The organism is Halopseudomonas pachastrellae, assembly GCF_900114765.1.
Lineage (GTDB): Bacteria > Pseudomonadota > Gammaproteobacteria > Pseudomonadales > Pseudomonadaceae > Halopseudomonas > Halopseudomonas pachastrellae.
This window is the reverse complement of sequence record NZ_FOUD01000019.1, coordinates 86,619-104,154: the sequence shown is the minus strand read 5'-3', so window position 1 is coordinate 104,154 and position 17,536 is coordinate 86,619. Positions and strand designations below refer to the sequence as shown.

Below are 17,536 nucleotides of genomic sequence, written 5' to 3'. Positions count from 1 at the left end.
CGTTGATAGGTTGGGTGTGTAAGCGCTGTGAGGCGTTGAGCTAACCAATACTAATTGCCCGTGTGGCTTGACCATATAACACCCAAGCAATCTGGTGTTATCGAGCCAACAGAATCAAACAACTTCGCGAACTTGCGAGATTGCAAATACCTTAGCTTCTGTCACACATCCAAGCTTTTTAAGCTGCACGCCTAGCGGGCAGCAACAAATTGCTTGACGACTATAGAGCATTGGAACCACCTGATCCCATCCCGAACTCAGAAGTGAAACGATGCATCGCCGATGGTAGTGTGGGGCTTCCCCATGTGAGAGTAGGTCATCGTCAAGCGCCTATACCGAACACCCTGATCAGAAATGGTCAGGGTGTTTTTCTTTGCGCGCGGGAAAAGTCCGATCAGGTGGACTGGTTTGCGTCTTTGCTTGCGCTCTTATGCTTTAGCGTTAGAAGTAATAAGCAAATCCGTCTAACCTGCTTGTTGTTCTAACTGATGGCGGGCGGTAATCTGGGCGCCCATTGAGAAAGGTGTTCGCCCAAGCGGCCCTGTGCAGTTGGAGTCAGACATGTTGCAATCCCCGCGTAAACTGATCAAACAGCTGGTCGTGGCCCTGACGGTCACCGGCAGCCTTGGCGTTGCTTCGGCACAAGCCGCTGACCAGGAGCTCTTGAATTCCTCCTACGATATCGCCCGTGAACTCTTTGCCTCGTATAACGAACTCTTTGCCGAGCATTGGCAGCAGGAGACCGGCAAGACCGTCGAGATCAACCAGTCTCACGGTGGTTCCTCCAAGCAGGCGCAGGCGATCATTCAGGGGTTGCGGGCGGACGTGGTCACCTACAACCAGGTGACCGACGTAGACATTCTGCATGAGCGTGGCAACCTGATCCCGGCCGACTGGCGTGAGCGTCTGCCTAATGCCAGCTCTCCTTACTATTCCACCATGGCTTTTTTGGTGCGAGAGGGTAACCCGAAGAATATCCAGAACTGGGACGACCTGGTCCGCGATGACGTGAGTTCTGTGCTGCCCAACCCGAAAACCTCGGGCAACGGCCGTTACACCTATCTGGCTGCACTGGGCTATGCACAGAAAACCTTTGGTGATGACCAGGAAGCCATCGACAACTACCTGCGTGAATTCCTTGGCAACGTTGCGGTGTTTGACACCGGCGGGCGTGGTGCCACCACCACCTTCGTTGAGCGTGGCATTGGTGATGTACTGCTGACCTTTGAGTCCGAGGTTAACAATATTGCGGCCCAGTACGACGGCGAGTATCAGGTTGTGGTGCCCAAGGTCAGCTTCCTGGCTGAGTTCCCGGTGACCTGGATTGATCGTAGCGTTGAGCGCAACGAAACAGCTGATCTGGCCAAGGCCTATCTGGAGTACCTGTATAGCGAGGACGCCCAGCGCTTGATCGCTGGATTCAACTATCGCGTGCACAACGATACCGTCAAAGCCGAATTCGCTGACCGTTTCCCTGAGCTGGAGCTGCTGCCGATTGAAGCCATTACCGGTGACTGGAAAACCGCGATGAGCGAACACTTTGGCAGTGGCGGCAAGCTGGATCAGCTGCAGCGTCGCTGAGAGGATCGGCATGAGTGAGCTGTCAGGCGGCCGTTGGTCGCCGTTTCAACGCAATCCCGGCAAACGCGTGTTGCCGGGATTTGCGTTGAGTATGGGTGTATCGCTTCTATTTATCAGTTTGATCCTGCTCTTGCCGGTGACCGGCCTGCTGGTGCAAACCGCGGGCATGAGTTGGGAGCAATACTGGGGTGTTATCACTGATGAGCGCGTGGTTGCCTCCTACAAGGTGACGCTGTGGGCGGCGGGTATTGCCTCGCTGTTCAACGGTCTTGCTGGTCTGCTGCTGGCATGGGTGCTCGTGCGCTACGAGTTTCCGGGCAAGCGTCTGATCGATGCCCTGATCGACTTGCCCTTCGCGCTGCCCACCGCCGTAGCTGGTATTACCCTGGCGGCGCTGTTTGCCGAGAATGGCTGGTATGGCCAACTGCTGGCTGAGCTGGGCATCAAGGTCGCCTTCACGCCGCTCGGCATTGTTGTGGCCATGTCCTTCACCAGTCTGCCCTTTGTTGTGCGGACCGTGCAGCCGGTGCTGGAAGATCTGCCGCCAGAAGATGAAGAGGCTGCTGTCAGTATGGGCGCATCCGACCTCACGGTGTTCCGGCGTATTTTATTCCCCAGCCTGTGGCCGGCTCTTATGACTGGCGTCGCGCTGTCGTTTACCCGCAGCCTGGGCGAGTTCGGCGCAGTGATCTTTATCGCCGGCAACATGCCTTATGTCAGCGAGATCACCAGTCTGATGATTTTTATTCGTTTGCAGGAGTTTGATTACGGTGCGGCGAGCGCTATCGCTTCTGTCGTGCTCATCGCCTCGCTGGTGTTGCTGCTGGCGATCAACCTCTGGCAGGCGCGCTATCTGCGTCGGCTGCACGGTCGCTGAGGAGGCTGTATGAAATCTCAAGGCCGTCTGCGTATTGGTGATCAGCCGTGGATCAAGTGGTCGCTGATCGGTTTTGCTCTGCTGCTGGTGCTGGTGTTGCTGGTGGTGCCTCTAGTGATGATCTTCAGCCAGGCGTTGTCGGCTGGTGCCGGCACCTTTTGGGATAACCTGACTGATGAGTACACGCTGCACGCGATCGGGCTGACGCTGTTTGTGGCGGCACTGACGGTGCCGATCAACCTGGTGTTTGGTATTTTCCTCGCCTGGCTGGTGACGCGGTTCGAGTTTCCCGGTCGCAAGGCGTTGATCACCCTGATCGATATTCCCTTTGCGGTGTCTCCGGTGGTGGCCGGTCTCCTCTATCTATTGTTGTATGGCAGCAATGGTTGGCTGGGTGGCTGGCTGATGGATCGCGACGTTCAGCTGATGTTCTCCTGGCCGGGCATCGTCATGGTGACGGTCTTTGTTACCTGCCCCTTTGTCGCCCGCGAGCTCATTCCGCTTATGCAGCAACAGGGTCGCGAGGAAGAGGAGGCCGGCGTTGTGCTCGGCGCCTCCGGCTGGCAGCTGTTTCGCAAGATCACGCTACCGAACATTCAGTGGGCCCTGCTCTACGGAGTGGTGCTGACCAACGCGCGCGCGGTCGGTGAGTTTGGTGCGGTGTCTGTTGTCTCGGGCAACATCCGTGGCCAGACCAATACCCTGCCGCTACACGTTGAACTGCTGTATCAGGATTACAACGCGGTTGGCGCTTTCGCCAGCGCGTCGCTGCTGGCTGGCATCGCCCTGCTGACCCTGTTGATCAAGAGCGCAGTGGAATGGCGGCAGGCTCGCCAGATGCAGGCGGCGAGCACTCAATCGGATCGAACGACATGAGCATTACCCTAGAACACATCGATAAGTCCTTTGGCGCCTTCCAGGCGTTGCATGGTATCGACCTGGATATCCCTGACGGTGAGTTGATTGGTCTGCTGGGCCCTTCTGGTTCAGGCAAAACGACCTTGCTACGGATCATCGCCGGGCTTGAAAGTGCCGACGGCGGCCGAATTTTGTTCCACGGTGAGGATGTGACCCGGCGTCATGTGCGCGAGCGTCGTGTGGGCTTTGTGTTTCAGCACTACGCTTTGTTCCGGCATATGACTGTGGCGCAGAACATCGCCTTCGGTCTGGATGTGCTGCCGCGCAAGCAGCGCCCCTCGGCTGCTGAGATTCGCAAGCGGGTAGGCAATCTGCTGGAGATGGTGCAGCTATCGCATTTGGCCGACCGCTTTCCGGCTCAGCTTTCCGGTGGTCAGAAGCAGCGCATCGCGCTGGCCCGCGCGCTGGCCATGCAGCCCCAGGTCCTGTTGCTGGATGAGCCCTTCGGTGCGCTGGATGCGCGCGTGCGCAAGGATCTGCGTCGCTGGCTGCGCAGCCTGCACGATGAGCTTAACTTCACCAGTGTGTTTGTTACCCATGATCAGGAAGAGGCGCTTGAGCTGTCGGATCGGGTGGTGGTGATGAGTGCGGGGCGCATCGAGCAGGTGGATACACCCGAGGCGCTGTATGCCAAACCGGGCTCACGCTTTGTGTTCGACTTTCTTGGCCACGTCAATGTGCTGCACGGCGAGCTGGCTGGTGATCGGCTGGCCAGCGGTGACGCCTGGGTTCGCTTGCCTGAGGCGGCGACCGCGTCGGGTGAGGCGCAACTGTACTTGCGCCCGCATGAGGTACGTCTGCAATTGAGTGCGGTGGACCATGCCCAGTTGCCGTTGCAGGTTGAGGCCATCAATCTGATTGGCGCCGAGGTGCGGCTGGAGCTGCGCCCCTGCGGCTGGCAGTGCGACACCCTCTGGGAGATCGGCATTACTCACGCTGAGTACCACAGCTGGCAACCGCGTCGCGGCGACCGCTGCTTTGCTGTGCCGGATGTCGGACACCTCTTTATTGCCGATCAGGCGCAGCCGCAGACCCTGTATTGGGGGTGATACCGGCCTGGCGCAAGCGATGCGCTCAGTGACGGAAACCTTCTATGACATGCGCCGCCAGTGATTCGCTGGCAGCCGAGCTGCGCCGGGTATCGCGCAGCAGCACAATGCTGGCCTGAGGCATCTCCGGCAAGCCGTGCTCCGGGCCCAGCACCTGCATGCTGTCCGGGATCAGGCTGCGCGGCTGGGCGGTGATGGCCAGACCGGCGCCCACCACGGCAAAGATCGCGGACAGGCTTGGGCTGGTGTAGGCCACGCGGTAGTTACGTTGCTGGGCTTCGAGAGCATTGCAGGCCCAGTGACGACAAAAGCAATCACCATTGAACATCGCCAGCGGCAGCTGCTCCAGGTGCTGCAGTTCTGCGCCACAGGCCTGGGCCCATACCAGCTGCTCCTGGCGCAGCAGTTCGCCGATCTCTTTGCCCGGCTCGCGGGTAACAATAGTCAAATCCAGGTCATGTCGTTGCAGTAGTTGCGCCGAGGGTTCGCAGTGCATCTCGACCTGCACCAGCGGAAAGCTGCGGGCGAAGCGTGCCAGAACACCCGGCAGAAAGCGTGCAACGTAGTCATCCGGCGTGCCAATGCGCACCAGTCCGACCATGTCGGGCGTGCGCAGGCTGTTCAGAGCTTCGCCCTGCAGGCGAAGAATGCGCCGTGCATAGCCCAGCAGCATCTCCCCCTCGGCAGTCAAGTGCACGTGCCGTCCTTCGCGGCTGAACAGCGGGCGCTGTATGACGTCCTCCTCCAGTCGTTTCATTTGCATGCTGACGGCGGACTGGGTCCGGTTGAGCTGATCGCCTGCACGGGTGAACCCGCCCTGGTCGGCGATCACGGTAAAGGTGCGCAGCAGCTCGCTGTCGATCGTAGGGAAGTGTGGCAATGATCAATTCTCCGGATGGTTTGCATAAGAAACATTCGTTGGATTGATATTAATCCGCCCGCCATGCTTTCGCCATGGTCTTTGGATGGGTGGAGGTGTGCAGATGAAAGGGTTGGCGTGGTTGATGAGGGTGTGGCGTGACTGGCGCAGGCGGCGTTACGAGCACGGGCTGCTGGCTGGTATGAGCGCCGCGCAGTTACAGGATGTCGGTATCACTCGAGCCGATGCCATGGAGGAGTTGGCGAAGCCCTGGTGGCGTCGCAACACGCGAGGATAGCCGCTCGCGCGCCCCGGCGTTATCATGTGCCGTTCATTTCAAAAGGTAACAGCATAGATGCTCGGCGCGATACTTACACGGCTGGCTGACGGGCGCTTTCATTCCGGCGAAGCGCTGGGCGAAGCGCTGGGCGTTAGTCGTGCAGCTATCTGGAAGGCGCTCAAGCGCCTCGAAGAGCAGGGTTATCCGCTGCAGCGGGTAAGAGGCAAGGGGTATCGTGTGCCGCGGGGCGCCTGCCTGCTTGATCCTGAGGCAATTCGCGCTCAGCTACCGGCCACGCTCGCCGCGCGCTGGGAGTGGCATCTGCATCAGCAGATTGATTCGACCAATGCCGAGGCCCAGCGCAGCCTGGTACCGGGCGCACCCAGGCCGCTGATCGTGCTGGCCGAGCAGCAAACGGCTGGTCGCGGTCGACGTGGTCGTCCGTGGAGCAGCCCCTACGCGCAGAACATCTACCTGTCTATTGTTGAGCCGGTCTCGGGCGGCGCCCATGGTCTGGAGGGGCTAAGCCTATTGGTTGGCTTGTGCCTGGTGCAGGCCCTGGAGGATCTGGGCTATCGCGGCAGCCAACTGAAGTGGCCCAACGACGTGCTGCTGGGTGGCGCCAAGCTGGCAGGTATTCTGCTGGAGATCAGTGGTGATCTCACCGGCGAAGCGCTGGTCGTGATCGGTGTCGGCATCAATGTCTTGATGGATTCGGCCGAGGCGGTCGATCAGGCCTGGACGTCGCTTTATCGCACTGGGCAGTCGGCGACGCTGGACCGCAACCTGCTGGTGGCTGCATTTTTGCAGCGCCTGGCGCCGGCCATGGAGGTGTTTCGCGCCGAGGGTTTTGCACCTTTCCGTGACGCCTGGCAGCAGCGTGATGCCTGGGCCGGGCAGCCGGTGCGCGTCGTTTCCGGTGATCAGCAGCAGCTGGGTCGCGCTGCCGGCGTCAGTGCGCGCGGCGCCCTGTTGCTGCAGCAAGAGCAGGGTGTGCAGGAGATCAGTGGTGGTGAGGTCAGTCTGAGGTTGAACGATGCTACTTGAGCTGGACTGTGGGAACACCTTGATCAAGTGGCGTTTGCTTGATCGGGAAGGGCGGGTACGCGATCGCGATATGGCGCCGGATCTGGTCGAGTTGCAGCGCCTGCTGGGCGGGCAGGAGCGAGAAATTCACGGTTGCCGCCTGGTCTCCGTTCGGTCTGCTGAAGAGAATCAGGTCGTGCTCGACCAGTTGACCAGTTGGCTCAAGCTGCACCCTGTTCTGGCGCGCAGCACCCCCGAGCTGGCGGGCGTGCGCAACGGTTATGCCGATTACACCAAGCTGGGTATGGATCGCTGGTTGGCTCTGGTGGCGGGTTACCACTTGTGCCGGCGTGCCTGCGTGGTCATCGATCTCGGTACGGCCGTCACGGTCGACTTCGTCAATGCCGGTGGGCAGCACCTGGGTGGCTATATTGCGCCTGGCAGCAAATTGCTGCGCGGCAGCCTCAAGCGCCATACGCGACTGATCCGCTATGAGCAATCGTTGCGTGGTGATCTGGCAACGCCTCGGCCTGGCGATAGCACCGCCGAGGCGGTTGAATTTGGCTGCGACCTCATGCTGGTTGGCTTCGTGCGGGAGCAGTTGCGAGTGGCGCGCCAGGCGCTGGGTGATGAGATGGTGGTGATTCTGACCGGGGGCGATGCCGAGCGCATGGCCGAGGCGTTACCCCAAAGCTGCCACATCATCAGCGACCTGGTGTTTGATGGTTTGGCTCTGGCGTGTCCCATGGAGATTGATTGATGCGTTCGCTGTTCCTGTTCCTGCTGCTGCTCAACATTCTTTACGCGCTGTGGCAGTTGCAGGCCGGTGATGTGCAGCCCGATAGTGTGCTGCCGGTCGCGGAGCGCAGTGATGGCGATCATGCACCGGTGTCTGCGGCGATAGAGGGCGAGGGTGCGAGCGAGCCTGAGCGGCCTGCTCGCAGCGAGGTGGCGGAAGAGGCTCCGCCGGCCGCGCTCTGTATCACGCTGGGCGCCTTTGCCGAGCGCCGGGAGGCGGAGCAGTTGCTGCAGCGCCTGCTGGCTCTTGATGTGCAGGCCGGATTGGTAGAAGACGATGTGGTGGGCAGCACCGATTACTGGCTGGTCATGCCGGTGTCGGGTGGTAGCGTCGATGCCGTGGCGCGGCTGTCGTTGCTGCAGGAGCAGGGTATAGAGAGCTTTGTTATCACGCGCGGCCCGCTGGCCGGCAATATCTCCCTTGGGGTGTTCTCTCGGCTCGACTATGCCGAGGCGCGGCAGGCGCAGTTGCTTGCAGACGGAAACGACGTTCGCGTCGAGTCGGTAGATAAATTACGCACTCAGTATCTGGTTCAGGTGCAGCCGGCCGCGCGCCGTCTGGTCGATCAGGCGCTGCTCGGCAGGCTGCGAAATGACTTTCCCAGCCTGCAACATCAATATCAGGCCTGTTCACCCGTTGCCAAGTTGGACTCATTGCCCTAGAATTGCGCCCGCTTCACGACGGCCTGTCCTGGTGACTAGGCCTGCGTTGACAGAAACACGGTTCAAGTAAGTGTTTTTGCTAACAAAAGTGTTGACAGAGGGTCGCCAAGTGATGAAAATGGCGCCTCTTTTACGGAGGGGTTCCCGAGCGGTCAAAGGGATCAGACTGTAAATCTGACGGCTTAGCCTTCGAAGGTTCGAATCCTTCCCCCTCCACCAGATTTCGCGTAGTCAGGCTACTTGGCGGGTATAGTTCAATGGTAGAACCTCAGCCTTCCAAGCTGATGGTGCGGGTTCGATTCCCGCTACCCGCTCCAGTCTGACAATGCAATGGTGTGTAAGCTCATGTAGCTCAGTTGGTAGAGCACACCCTTGGTAAGGGTGAGGTCAGCGGTTCAAATCCGCTCATGAGCTCCAATATCAAGGCAGATATGCGAATATCTGCCTTTTATTTAATGGTCGCGTGACACGCGCATTGCTCTCACGAATAGGGGATCTCTCGATGGCTAAAGAGAAGTTCGAACGTAGCAAACCGCACCTGAACGTAGGCACCATCGGTCACGTTGACCATGGTAAAACTACTCTGACCGCCGCACTGACCCGTGTGTGCGCAGAGGTTTATGGCGGTTCTGCCCGCGCTTTCGACCAGATCGACAACGCGCCGGAAGAAAAGGCTCGTGGTATCACCATCAACACCTCGCACGTAGAGTACGATTCTCCGACTCGTCACTACGCGCACGTTGACTGCCCTGGTCACGCCGACTATGTGAAAAACATGATCACCGGTGCGGCCCAGATGGACGGCGCTATCCTGGTTTGCTCCGCTGCTGACGGCCCGATGCCGCAGACTCGCGAGCACATCCTGCTGTCCCGTCAGGTTGGCGTTCCTTACATCGTCGTGTTTCTGAACAAGGCCGACATGGTTGATGATGAAGAGCTGCTGGAACTGGTCGAGATGGAAGTTCGCGACCTGCTGAGCACCTACGACTTCCCGGGCGACGACACTCCGATCGTTATCGGTTCCGCGCTGATGGCGCTGGAAGGTAAAGACGACAACGAAATCGGTACCACTGCTGTCAAGAAGCTGGTTGAGACTCTGGATGCCTACATCCCTGAGCCTGAGCGTGCGATCGACAAGCCGTTCCTGATGCCGATCGAAGACGTGTTCTCCATCTCCGGTCGCGGTACTGTAGTAACCGGTCGTGTTGAGCGCGGTATCGTCAAGGTTGGTGAAGAAGTCGAGATTGTTGGTATCAAGGCAACCACCAAGACTACCTGTACTGGCGTTGAAATGTTCCGCAAGCTGCTGGACGAAGGTCGTGCTGGTGAGAACGTTGGTGTTCTGCTGCGTGGTACCAAGCGTGAAGACGTTGAGCGTGGTCAGGTTCTGGCCAAGCCGGGCACCATCACTCCGCACACTCGCTTCGAAGCCGAAGTATACGTGCTGGGCAAAGACGAAGGCGGCCGTCACACTCCGTTCTTCAAGGGCTATCGTCCGCAGTTCTACTTCCGTACTACCGACGTAACCGGTTCCTGCGAACTGCCGGAAGGCGTGGAAATGGTTATGCCGGGCGACAACGTCAAGCTGGACGTTACTCTGATCGCTCCGATTGCGATGGAAGACGGTCTGCGCTTTGCGATCCGCGAAGGCGGTCGTACCGTTGGCGCCGGTGTCGTAGCCAAGATCATCGAATAATCGATTGATCTTGAATGGTCGGGCCGGTAGTATTGCCGGCTCGACTGCGATTACAGGCCAGTAGCTCAATTGGCAGAGCGGCGGTCTCCAAAACCGCAGGTTGGGGGTTCGATTCCCTCCTGGCCTGCCAGATTTTATCTGGCTTCCAAAACAGGACTTGAAGATTCATGAGCGCTAAGGCAGAGCTTAACGATAACCGCTTCGACGTAATCAAGTGGGTTGTTGTGGCTTTAATTGTCTCCGTCGGTGTGTTCGGAGATTCCTACTTCTCTGCCGAGCCTGTTTTGTATCGCGCGATCGCGCTAGTTGTTCTGGGTCTGGTGGCCGGCTTTGTCGCGCTGCAGACGTCCAAGGGCAAGGCGTTCTGGTCGCTGCTGAAAGAAGCGCGTATCGAAATACGCAAGGTCGTATGGCCTACTCGGCAGGAAACTGCACAAACCACGATGATCGTGGTGGCTGTGGTTCTGGTTATGGCTCTGGTTCTCTGGGGTCTGGATAGCCTGCTGGGCTGGATCGTTTCTCAGTTCATTGGTTAAAGGTGCTCCGTGGCTAAGCGTTGGTACGTCGTGCATGCCTATTCGGGCTTCGAAAAGCATGTAATGCGCTCTCTGCAGGAGCGTGTCAAGCTGGCCGGAATGGAAGACCAATTCGGCGAGATTCTGGTCCCCACCGAAGAAGTGGTGGAGATGCGTAACGGTCAGAAGCGCAAGAGCGAGCGCAAGTTCTTCCCGGGTTATGTCCTTGTTCAGATGGAAATGAACGAAGGTACATGGCACCTGGTTAAAGACACCGCGCGCGTGCTCGGCTTTATTGGCGGCACTGCTGACAAGCCTGCTCCCATTACAGATCGTGAAGCAGAAGCCATTCTGCGTCGTGTTGCCGATGGCACCGACAAACCCAAGCCCAAGACGCTGTTTGAGCCGGGTGAAGTGGTTCGTGTTACCGATGGCCCGTTTGCAGACTTTAACGGTGTTGTCGAAGAAGTTAATTATGAGAAAAGCCGAGTTCAGGTGGCCGTTCTCATTTTTGGTCGCCCCACCCCGGTGGAGCTCGAGTTCGGCCAGGTCGAAAAAGGCTGATCTCATCTGATTCCCTGAACCCTGCAGTGCTTAGGCATTGCGGGGTTTTGTTGTCAGTCGGGGAGTGTATTTAAACGGGAAGCCGCAAGGCGCTATTACCCTTCGGAGAAAGACAATGGCAAAGAAGATTCAGGCTTATATCAAGCTGCAAGTCAAGGCCGGTCAGGCCAACCCGAGTCCGCCGGTAGGTCCGGCTCTGGGTCAGCACGGTGTCAACATCATGGAATTCTGCAAGGCGTTCAACGCCAAGACTCAAGGCGTTGAGCCGGGTCTGCCGACTCCTGTGATCATCACGGTTTACAGCGACCGTAGCTTTACCTTTGAAACCAAGAGCACGCCCGCTGCCGTTCTGCTGAAGAAGGCCGCTGGCCTGAAGAGCGGCTCCCCGCGTCCGAACAGCCAGAAAGTGGGTACCGTTACCCGCGCTCAGCTGGAAGAGATCGTAAAAGCCAAAGAGGCTGATCTGACTGCAGCTGATCTGGATGCCGCTGTGCGTACCATTGCTGGTTCCGCGCGCAGCATGGGTCTGAATGTGGAGGGTGTGTAATGGCTAAGCTGACCAAGCGTCAAAAGGCAATCGCCGAAAAGGTACAGGCTAACAAGGCTTACACCTTCGAAGAAGCTGCTGCCGTTCTGGCTGAAGTGTCCAACGTCAAATTCGTTGAGTCCTTTGATGTTGCTGTCAATCTGGGTGTTGACCCGCGTAAATCCGACCAGGTCGTTCGTGGCGCTACTCTGCTGCCCAACGGTACTGGCAAGACTGTACGCGTTGCTGTCTTCACTCAAGGCGCGAATGCCGAAGCTGCTCTGGCAGCAGGCGCAGACAAAGTTGGTATGGACGATCTGGCCGCCGAAATGAAGGCTGGCGATCTGAACTACGACGTTGTTATTGCTTCTCCGGACGCCATGCGCGTTGTTGGCCAGCTGGGTCAGGTTCTGGGTCCGCGTGGCCTGATGCCGAACCCGAAGGTCGGCACCGTTGCTGCTGACGTTGCTACTGCTGTTAAAAATGCCAAGGCCGGTCAGGTTCGCTACCGCACCGACAAGAACGGCATCATCCATTGCTCCGTAGGCAAAGTTGGCTTTGATGCCACCAAGCTGAAAGAGAACGTTGAGGCGCTGCTGGCTGACCTGAAAAAGGCCAAGCCGTCCACCTCCAAAGGTGTTTACCTGAAGCGCGTGACCCTGAGCACTACTATGGGTCCGGGCGTACAGATCGATCAGGCTTCCCTGAACATCTGATGGTTCAGGCGCATCGCTCGCGCGATGCGCCTTTCTTATTGGGGTCCCTGCACTGTGGGGGCTATCCAAGACCGTAGGCGGCGCAAGCCTTAAACCCCGGGAGTGATCCCCCAGGCCTACGCAGATGGTGCTCCCGATTCAGTACAGGCTGGATCAGACACCAAAACATGCCGCTCGCAAGGGCGGTCAATGGTAAATCCAGGAGTAAAACCCGTGGCAATTAAGCTCGAAGACAAAAAAGCCATCGTCGCTGAAGTCAACGAAGCTGCCAAAGGTGCGCTGTCTGCCGTTGTGGCTGATGCCCGCGGTGTGACCGTTGCTGCTATGACTGGTCTCCGCAAGGATGCACGTGAAGCTGGCGTTTACGTACGCGTTGTACGTAACACCCTGCTGCGTCGTGCGATCGAAGGTACCGAGTACGAGTGCCTGAACGAAACCTTTGTGGGTCCGACTCTGATCGCGTTTTCCAACGAACACCCGGGCGCTGCTGCTCGTCTGTTCAAGGAATTTGCCAAGGGTCAGGACAAGTTCGAGATCAAAGCAGCTGCGTTCGAAGGCAACTTCCTTGCAGCAGGTGAAATCGACAAGCTGGCTTCTCTGCCGACTTACGACGAAGCAATCGCACAGCTGATGAGCGTTATTCAAGGCGCTACCAGCAAGTTCGTTCGTACTCTGGCTGCAGTCCGCGATCAGAAGGAAGCCGAAGCTGCCTGATAGGCACCTTGCTTGCTTTTAACGCTTTTAATGTTTTGACGGCTTCAGCCGTCCCCCAATACAGGAATTTAGAGTCATGGCTCTGACCAACGAAGATATCATCAACGCCGTATCCGAAATGTCCGTCATGCAGGTTGTCGAACTGATCTCCGCTATGGAAGAGAAGTTCGGTGTATCCGCTGCTGCTGCTGTTGCTGCTGGCCCGGCTGCTGGTGCCGCTGCTGCTGCTGAAGAGCAAACCGAGTTCGACATCGTTCTGACCGAAGCTGGCGACAAGAAAGTTAACGTCATTAAGGCAGTTCGCGAACTGACCGGCCTGGGCCTGAAAGAAGCCAAGGCACTGGTTGACGGCGCTCCGGGCACCATCAAGGAAGGCGCTTCCAAGGAAGAGGCCGAAGCTGCCAAGAAGACTCTGGAAGAAGCTGGCGCCAAGGTCGAGCTCAAGTAAGCTCGCCCGACCTTGCGTCGACAATCTGATTTTACCGGTCAGATTGATGGCTGGTGGCCTGTGTGCCACCGGCCTTTTTCCGTTGTGACGCGCCGATAGGCGCTTGCAGCGAGGCACTCCAGAGGAGTGAGCAAGACTCAGGGCTTGCACGCATTTTCAGGTTTTCCCGCGCCGCGGGAAGGCCAATCAAGCAGGTGACCAAGCTGGGGAACGCTGATGGCTTACTCATATACTGAGAAAAAACGTATCCGCAAGGACTTTGGCAAACTGCCGCATGTGATGGATGTGCCTTACCTGTTGGCCATTCAGCTGGACTCCTATCGTGAGTTCCTCCAGGCTGAATCTGCCCAGGGTGGCGTCCGTGATATCGGTCTGCACGCGGCCTTCAAATCTGTTTTCCCCATTATCAGCTATTCGGGTAATGCGGCTCTTGAATACGTCGGTTACCGCCTTGGCGACCCGGCTTTCGACGTCAAGGAATGCGTACTGCGGGGCGTGACGTTCGCCGTGCCGCTGCGCGTAAAAGTGCGCCTGATCATCTTTGATCGCGAGTCCTCCAATAAGGCGATCAAAGACATCAAGGAGCAGGAAGTCTACATGGGGGAAATCCCCCTGATGACCGAGAACGGTACCTTCGTCATCAACGGTACCGAGCGTGTCATCGTTTCCCAGCTGCATCGCAGCCCGGGTGTGTTCTTCGACCACGACCGTGGTAAGACCCACAGCTCCGGCAAGCTGCTGTACTCCGCTCGCGTGATTCCTTACCGCGGCTCCTGGCTGGACTTCGAGTTCGATCCCAAGGACTGTGTCTTCGTCCGTATCGACCGTCGCCGTAAGCTGCCGGCGAGCGTATTGCTGCGCGCCCTCGGTTACCAGACCGAAGAAATTCTCGACATGTTCTACGACACCAACGTGTTCGAAGTGCAGGGCGAAAGCCTCATGCTCGAGCTGGTTCCCCAGCGTCTGCGTGGTGAGATCGCTACCTTTGACATCAAAGATGGCAAGGGCAAGGTCATTGTCGAGAAAGGCCGCCGTATCACTGCGCGCCACATCAATCAGCTCGAGAAGGCTGGCATCAACAGCCTGGAAGTGCCGTTCGACTACCTGATTGGCCGTACCATCGCCAAGCCGATCGTGCACCCGGCTACCGGTGAGATCCTGGTTGACTGCAATACTGAAGTCACCGCTGACCTGGTCATCAAGCTGGCCAAGGCACAGATCACTCGCCTGGAAACCCTGTACACCAACGAGATCGACTGCGGTCCGTTCGTGTCCGATACCCTGCGTATCGACAACACCACCACTCAGCTCGAAGCGCTGGTAGAGATCTACCGCATGATGCGCCCCGGCGAGCCGCCGACCAAAGATGCCGCCGAAACGCTGTTCGCCAACCTGTTCTTCAGCAGCGAGCGTTACGACCTGTCCGCCGTTGGCCGCATGAAGTTCAACCGCCGCATCGGTCGTGAAGAGATCGAAGGCGCCGGCGTACTGAGCAAGGAAGACATCGTCGAAGTACTCAAGACCCTGGTCGACATCCGCAACGGCAAGGGGGTGGTGGACGACATCGACCACCTGGGTAACCGTCGTATCCGCTCCGTTGGTGAAATGGCCGAGAACCAGTTCCGTGTGGGTCTGGTGCGTGTTGAGCGTGCGGTCAAAGAGCGTCTGTCCATGGCTGAAAGCGAAGGCCTGATGCCGCAGGATCTGATCAACGCCAAGCCGGTGGCTGCTGCGGTCAAGGAATTCTTCGGCTCCAGCCAGCTGTCCCAGTTCATGGACCAGAACAACCCGCTGTCCGAGATTACCCACAAGCGCCGTGTATCGGCTCTTGGCCCGGGCGGTCTGACCCGTGAGCGTGCCGGCTTCGAAGTCCGTGACGTACACCCGACTCACTACGGTCGCGTATGTCCGATTGAGACCCCTGAAGGTCCGAACATTGGTCTGATCAACTCCCTGGCGACCTACGCGCGTACCAACCAGTACGGCTTCCTGGAAAGCCCGTACCGCCGCGTCAAAGACGCCGAAGTGACCGACGAGATCGTATTCCTGTCGGCCATTGAAGAAGCTGACCACGTCATCGCCCAGGCTAGCGCCAAGGTTGAAGACGGCAAGCTGGTGGACGATCTGGTGGCCGTGCGTCACATGAACGAATTCACCGTTAAGGCGCCGGAAGACGTCACCCTGATGGACGTATCGCCGCGTCAGGTTGTGTCTGTTGCTGCCTCGCTGATTCCGTTCCTTGAGCACGATGACGCCAACCGCGCACTCATGGGCTCGAACATGCAGCGTCAGGCGGTACCGACCCTGCGCGCCGAGAAGCCGCTGGTCGGCACTGGTATGGAGCGCAACGTAGCACGCGACTCCGGCGTTTGTGTGACTGCTCGCCGTGGCGGCGTGATCGACTCCGTCGACGCCAGCCGTATCGTTGTTCGTGTTAACGACGACGAAGTGGAAGCCGGCGAAGCGGGTGTCGATATCTACACCCTGATCAAGTACACCCGTTCCAACCAGAACACCTGCATCAACCAGCGTCCGCTGGTGAAAAAAGGTGACGTGGTTTCGCGTAAGGACATCCTGGCTGACGGTTCTTCCGTCGACATGGGTGAGCTGGCCCTGGGTCAGAACATGCGCGTCGCGTTCATGCCCTGGAACGGCTACAACTTCGAGGACTCCATCCTGGTGTCCGAGCGTGTTGTTCAGGAAGACCGTTTCACCACCATCCATATTCAGGAACTGACCTGTGTGTCTCGTGACACCAAGCTCGGGCCGGAGGAGATCACCTCCGACATCCCGAACGTGGGCGAGGCGGCGCTGGGCAAGCTGGATGAAGCCGGTATCGTCTACGTGGGTGCCGAAGTGGGCCCGGGCGACATTCTGGTCGGTAAGGTAACGCCCAAGGGCGAAACCCAGCTGACACCGGAAGAGAAACTGCTGCGCGCCATCTTCGGTGAGAAAGCCTCTGACGTGAAAGACACCTCCCTGCGCGTGCCCACCGGCACCAAGGGTACCGTCATCGACGTACAGGTCTTCACCCGTGATGGTGTCGAGCGTGACACGCGCGCCCTGGCCATCGAGAAAGAACAGCTCGACGAGATCCGTAAGGATCTGCAGGAAGAGTTCCGCATCGTTGAAACCGCAACCTTCGAGCGTCTGGCTTCTGCGCTGGACGGCCAGTCTGTCGAAGGCGGCGCCGGCCTGAAGAAAGGCACGGCACTGTCGGCCGACATTCTTGCCGGTATCGAGCGTGGCCAGTGGTTCAAGCTGCGCATGAGCGACGACGCGCTGAACGAGCAGCTCGAGCGCGCCCAGGCGTACCTGGTTGACCGTCGCAAACTGCTCGACGAGAAGTTTGAAGACAAGAAACGCAAGCTGCAGCAGGGCGATGACCTGGCACCGGGCGTACTGAAGATCGTCAAGGTTTACCTGGCAATCAAGCGCCGCATCCAGCCGGGCGACAAGATGGCCGGTCGTCACGGTAACAAGGGTGTTATCTCCGTGATCATGCCGATCGAAGACATGCCGCACGATGAGAACGGCACGCCGGTCGACATCGTTCTGAACCCGCTGGGTGTACCGTCGCGTATGAACGTCGGTCAGATCCTTGAAACCCACCTGGGCCTCGCGGCCAAAGGTCTGGGCGAGAAGATCAACCGCATGATGGAAGAGCAGCGCAAGATCGCCGAGCTGCGTAGCTTCCTTGACGAGGTCTACAACAAGGTAGGCGGTCGTCAGGAAAGCCTGGACGATCTCAGCGATGCTGAAATCATCGAGCTGGCGAAGAACCTGCGTGGCGGCGTACCGATGGCAACAGCGGTATTTGACGGCGCGGCAGAAACCGAGATCAAGCACATGCTGCGTCTCGCGGACCTGCCGGACAGCGGTCAGATGCGCCTGTACGACGGCCGTACCGGTAACACCTTTGATCGTCCGGTGACCGTCGGCTACATGTACATGCTCAAGCTGAACCACCTGGTAGACGACAAGATGCACGCGCGTTCCACCGGTTCCTACAGCCTGGTTACCCAGCAGCCGCTGGGCGGTAAGGCGCAGTTTGGTGGTCAGCGTTTCGGGGAGATGGAGGTCTGGGCTCTGGAAGCATACGGCGCCGCCTACACCCTGCAGGAAATGCTGACAGTGAAGTCGGACGACGTGAACGGCCGTACCAAGATGTACAAGAACATCGTGGACGGAGACCACCGCATGGAGGCCGGCATGCCCGAGTCCTTCAACGTACTGGTCAAGGAAATCCGTTCGCTCGGTATCGATATCGAACTGGAATCCGAATAATCACCAACTGCCCACGTCT

At 58.5% G+C, this 17,536-nt stretch carries 17 protein-coding genes, 4 tRNA genes and 2 rRNA genes; 22 read left to right on the top strand and 1 reads right to left on the bottom strand.

Going from position 1 to position 17,536, the window contains the following annotated elements:
- The 6 genes from BM116_RS15100 to BM116_RS15075 form a co-directional block, all read left to right on the top strand.
- Positions 1-75, top strand: a 23S ribosomal RNA gene (locus tag BM116_RS15100); the annotation flags it as partial.
- A gap of 137 nt (positions 76-212) precedes the next feature.
- Positions 213-328, top strand: a 5S ribosomal RNA gene (gene rrf / locus BM116_RS15095).
- A gap of 233 nt (positions 329-561) precedes the next feature.
- Complete coding sequence (gene cysP, locus BM116_RS15090; RefSeq protein ID WP_083729356.1) at positions 562-1,581, top strand: thiosulfate ABC transporter substrate-binding protein CysP; 1,020 nt, start codon at positions 562-564, stop codon at positions 1,579-1,581.
- Between the two features lie 10 nt (positions 1,582-1,591).
- The gene (cysT, locus tag BM116_RS15085) at positions 1,592-2,458 is read left to right on the top strand and encodes a sulfate/thiosulfate ABC transporter permease CysT (RefSeq protein WP_083729354.1); all 867 of its coding nucleotides are present in this window, start codon (positions 1,592-1,594) and stop codon (positions 2,456-2,458) included.
- 9 nt (positions 2,459-2,467) lie between these two features.
- Positions 2,468-3,334 carry a sulfate/thiosulfate ABC transporter permease CysW gene (gene cysW / locus BM116_RS15080; protein ID WP_083729352.1) on the top strand — a complete coding sequence of 289 codons (867 nt, stop codon included), beginning with the start codon at positions 2,468-2,470 and terminating at the stop codon, positions 3,332-3,334.
- Complete coding sequence (locus BM116_RS15075; protein WP_083729350.1) at positions 3,331-4,425, top strand: sulfate/molybdate ABC transporter ATP-binding protein; 1,095 nt, start codon at positions 3,331-3,333, stop codon at positions 4,423-4,425. The genes cysW and BM116_RS15075 overlap by 4 nt, the downstream gene beginning before the upstream one ends.
- Before the next feature lie 25 nt (positions 4,426-4,450).
- On the opposite strand, the gene BM116_RS15070 is transcribed toward BM116_RS15075, so the two are convergent.
- Positions 4,451-5,305 (bottom strand): LysR substrate-binding domain-containing protein, encoded by an 855-nt coding sequence (locus BM116_RS15070; RefSeq protein WP_083729348.1) that lies wholly within the window; start codon positions 5,303-5,305, stop codon positions 4,451-4,453.
- 85 nt (positions 5,306-5,390) lie between these two features.
- Here BM116_RS15070 and BM116_RS19335 point away from each other — a divergent pair, with 85 nt between their 5' ends.
- The 16 genes from BM116_RS19335 to rpoB all read left to right on the top strand — a co-directional run bounded on the left by BM116_RS19335 (position 5,391) and on the right by rpoB (position 17,517).
- On the top strand, positions 5,391-5,582 hold the full coding sequence (locus tag BM116_RS19335; protein WP_083729346.1) for a DUF1127 domain-containing protein: 192 nt from the start codon (positions 5,391-5,393) through the stop codon (positions 5,580-5,582).
- Between the two features lie 57 nt (positions 5,583-5,639).
- Positions 5,640-6,611: a bifunctional biotin--[acetyl-CoA-carboxylase] ligase/biotin operon repressor BirA gene (birA, locus tag BM116_RS15060; protein WP_083729344.1), complete on the top strand. Its 972-nt coding sequence runs from the start codon at positions 5,640-5,642 to the stop codon at positions 6,609-6,611.
- A complete protein-coding gene (locus tag BM116_RS15055) occupies positions 6,601-7,350 on the top strand; it encodes a type III pantothenate kinase (protein ID WP_083729342.1) in 750 nt (249 codons plus the stop codon). Before birA ends, BM116_RS15055 begins: the two co-directional genes overlap by 11 nt.
- The gene (locus tag BM116_RS15050; protein WP_083729340.1) at positions 7,350-8,051 is read left to right on the top strand and encodes an SPOR domain-containing protein; all 702 of its coding nucleotides are present in this window, start codon (positions 7,350-7,352) and stop codon (positions 8,049-8,051) included. Before BM116_RS15055 ends, BM116_RS15050 begins: the two co-directional genes overlap by 1 nt.
- 134 nt (positions 8,052-8,185) lie before the next feature.
- A tRNA-Tyr gene (locus tag BM116_RS15045) sits at positions 8,186-8,270 on the top strand.
- Positions 8,271-8,294: 24 nt separating this feature from the next.
- A tRNA-Gly gene (locus BM116_RS15040) sits at positions 8,295-8,368 on the top strand.
- Positions 8,369-8,392: 24 nt separating this feature from the next.
- A tRNA-Thr gene (locus BM116_RS15035) sits at positions 8,393-8,468 on the top strand.
- An 85-nt stretch (positions 8,469-8,553) separates the two neighbouring features.
- Positions 8,554-9,747 (top strand): elongation factor Tu, encoded by a 1,194-nt coding sequence (gene tuf, locus BM116_RS15030; protein ID WP_090475242.1) that lies wholly within the window; start codon positions 8,554-8,556, stop codon positions 9,745-9,747.
- A gap of 54 nt (positions 9,748-9,801) precedes the next feature.
- A tRNA-Trp gene (locus BM116_RS15025) sits at positions 9,802-9,877 on the top strand.
- Between the two features lie 37 nt (positions 9,878-9,914).
- Entirely contained in the window at positions 9,915-10,283 is a 369-nt protein-coding gene (gene secE / locus BM116_RS15020) for a preprotein translocase subunit SecE (RefSeq protein ID WP_083728999.1), read from the top strand.
- Positions 10,284-10,292: 9 nt separating this feature from the next.
- A complete protein-coding gene (gene nusG, locus BM116_RS15015; RefSeq protein WP_083729001.1) occupies positions 10,293-10,826 on the top strand; it encodes a transcription termination/antitermination protein NusG in 534 nt (177 codons plus the stop codon).
- Between the two features lie 115 nt (positions 10,827-10,941).
- Positions 10,942-11,373: a 50S ribosomal protein L11 gene (gene rplK, locus BM116_RS15010; protein WP_083729004.1), complete on the top strand. Its 432-nt coding sequence runs from the start codon at positions 10,942-10,944 to the stop codon at positions 11,371-11,373.
- Entirely contained in the window at positions 11,373-12,068 is a 696-nt protein-coding gene (rplA, locus tag BM116_RS15005; RefSeq protein ID WP_083729006.1) for a 50S ribosomal protein L1, read from the top strand. Before rplK ends, rplA begins: the two co-directional genes overlap by 1 nt.
- A 213-nt stretch (positions 12,069-12,281) precedes the next feature.
- Entirely contained in the window at positions 12,282-12,782 is a 501-nt protein-coding gene (gene rplJ / locus BM116_RS15000) for a 50S ribosomal protein L10 (RefSeq protein WP_083729008.1), read from the top strand.
- A gap of 76 nt (positions 12,783-12,858) precedes the next feature.
- Positions 12,859-13,230: a 50S ribosomal protein L7/L12 gene (gene rplL, locus BM116_RS14995; RefSeq protein ID WP_083729010.1), complete on the top strand. Its 372-nt coding sequence runs from the start codon at positions 12,859-12,861 to the stop codon at positions 13,228-13,230.
- A 216-nt stretch (positions 13,231-13,446) separates the two neighbouring features.
- Positions 13,447-17,517 carry a DNA-directed RNA polymerase subunit beta gene (gene rpoB, locus BM116_RS14990; RefSeq protein WP_083729012.1) on the top strand — a complete coding sequence of 1,357 codons (4,071 nt, stop codon included), beginning with the start codon at positions 13,447-13,449 and terminating at the stop codon, positions 17,515-17,517.
- The last annotated feature ends 19 nt before the right edge of the window (positions 17,518-17,536 follow it).

What these genes read in the sequence shown, in the direction of transcription:
- cysP (WP_083729356.1), top strand. Translation starts at nt 562, where the DNA reads ATGTTGCAATCCCCGCGTAAACTGATCAAACAGCTGGTCGTGGCCCTG.
- cysT (WP_083729354.1), top strand. Translation starts at nt 1,592, where the DNA reads ATGAGTGAGCTGTCAGGCGGCCGTTGGTCGCCGTTTCAACGCAATCCC.
- cysW (WP_083729352.1), top strand. Translation starts at nt 2,468, where the DNA reads ATGAAATCTCAAGGCCGTCTGCGTATTGGTGATCAGCCGTGGATCAAG.
- BM116_RS15075 (WP_083729350.1), top strand. Translation starts at nt 3,331, where the DNA reads ATGAGCATTACCCTAGAACACATCGATAAGTCCTTTGGCGCCTTCCAG.
- BM116_RS19335 (WP_083729346.1), top strand. Translation starts at nt 5,391, where the DNA reads ATGGGTGGAGGTGTGCAGATGAAAGGGTTGGCGTGGTTGATGAGGGTG.
- birA (WP_083729344.1), top strand. Translation starts at nt 5,640, where the DNA reads ATGCTCGGCGCGATACTTACACGGCTGGCTGACGGGCGCTTTCATTCC.
- BM116_RS15055 (WP_083729342.1), top strand. Translation starts at nt 6,601, where the DNA reads ATGCTACTTGAGCTGGACTGTGGGAACACCTTGATCAAGTGGCGTTTG.
- BM116_RS15050 (WP_083729340.1), top strand. Translation starts at nt 7,350, where the DNA reads ATGCGTTCGCTGTTCCTGTTCCTGCTGCTGCTCAACATTCTTTACGCG.
- tuf (WP_090475242.1), top strand. Translation starts at nt 8,554, where the DNA reads ATGGCTAAAGAGAAGTTCGAACGTAGCAAACCGCACCTGAACGTAGGC.
- secE (WP_083728999.1), top strand. Translation starts at nt 9,915, where the DNA reads ATGAGCGCTAAGGCAGAGCTTAACGATAACCGCTTCGACGTAATCAAG.
- rplK (WP_083729004.1), top strand. Translation starts at nt 10,942, where the DNA reads ATGGCAAAGAAGATTCAGGCTTATATCAAGCTGCAAGTCAAGGCCGGT.
- rplA (WP_083729006.1), top strand. Translation starts at nt 11,373, where the DNA reads ATGGCTAAGCTGACCAAGCGTCAAAAGGCAATCGCCGAAAAGGTACAG.
- rplL (WP_083729010.1), top strand. Translation starts at nt 12,859, where the DNA reads ATGGCTCTGACCAACGAAGATATCATCAACGCCGTATCCGAAATGTCC.
- rpoB (WP_083729012.1), top strand. Translation starts at nt 13,447, where the DNA reads ATGGCTTACTCATATACTGAGAAAAAACGTATCCGCAAGGACTTTGGC.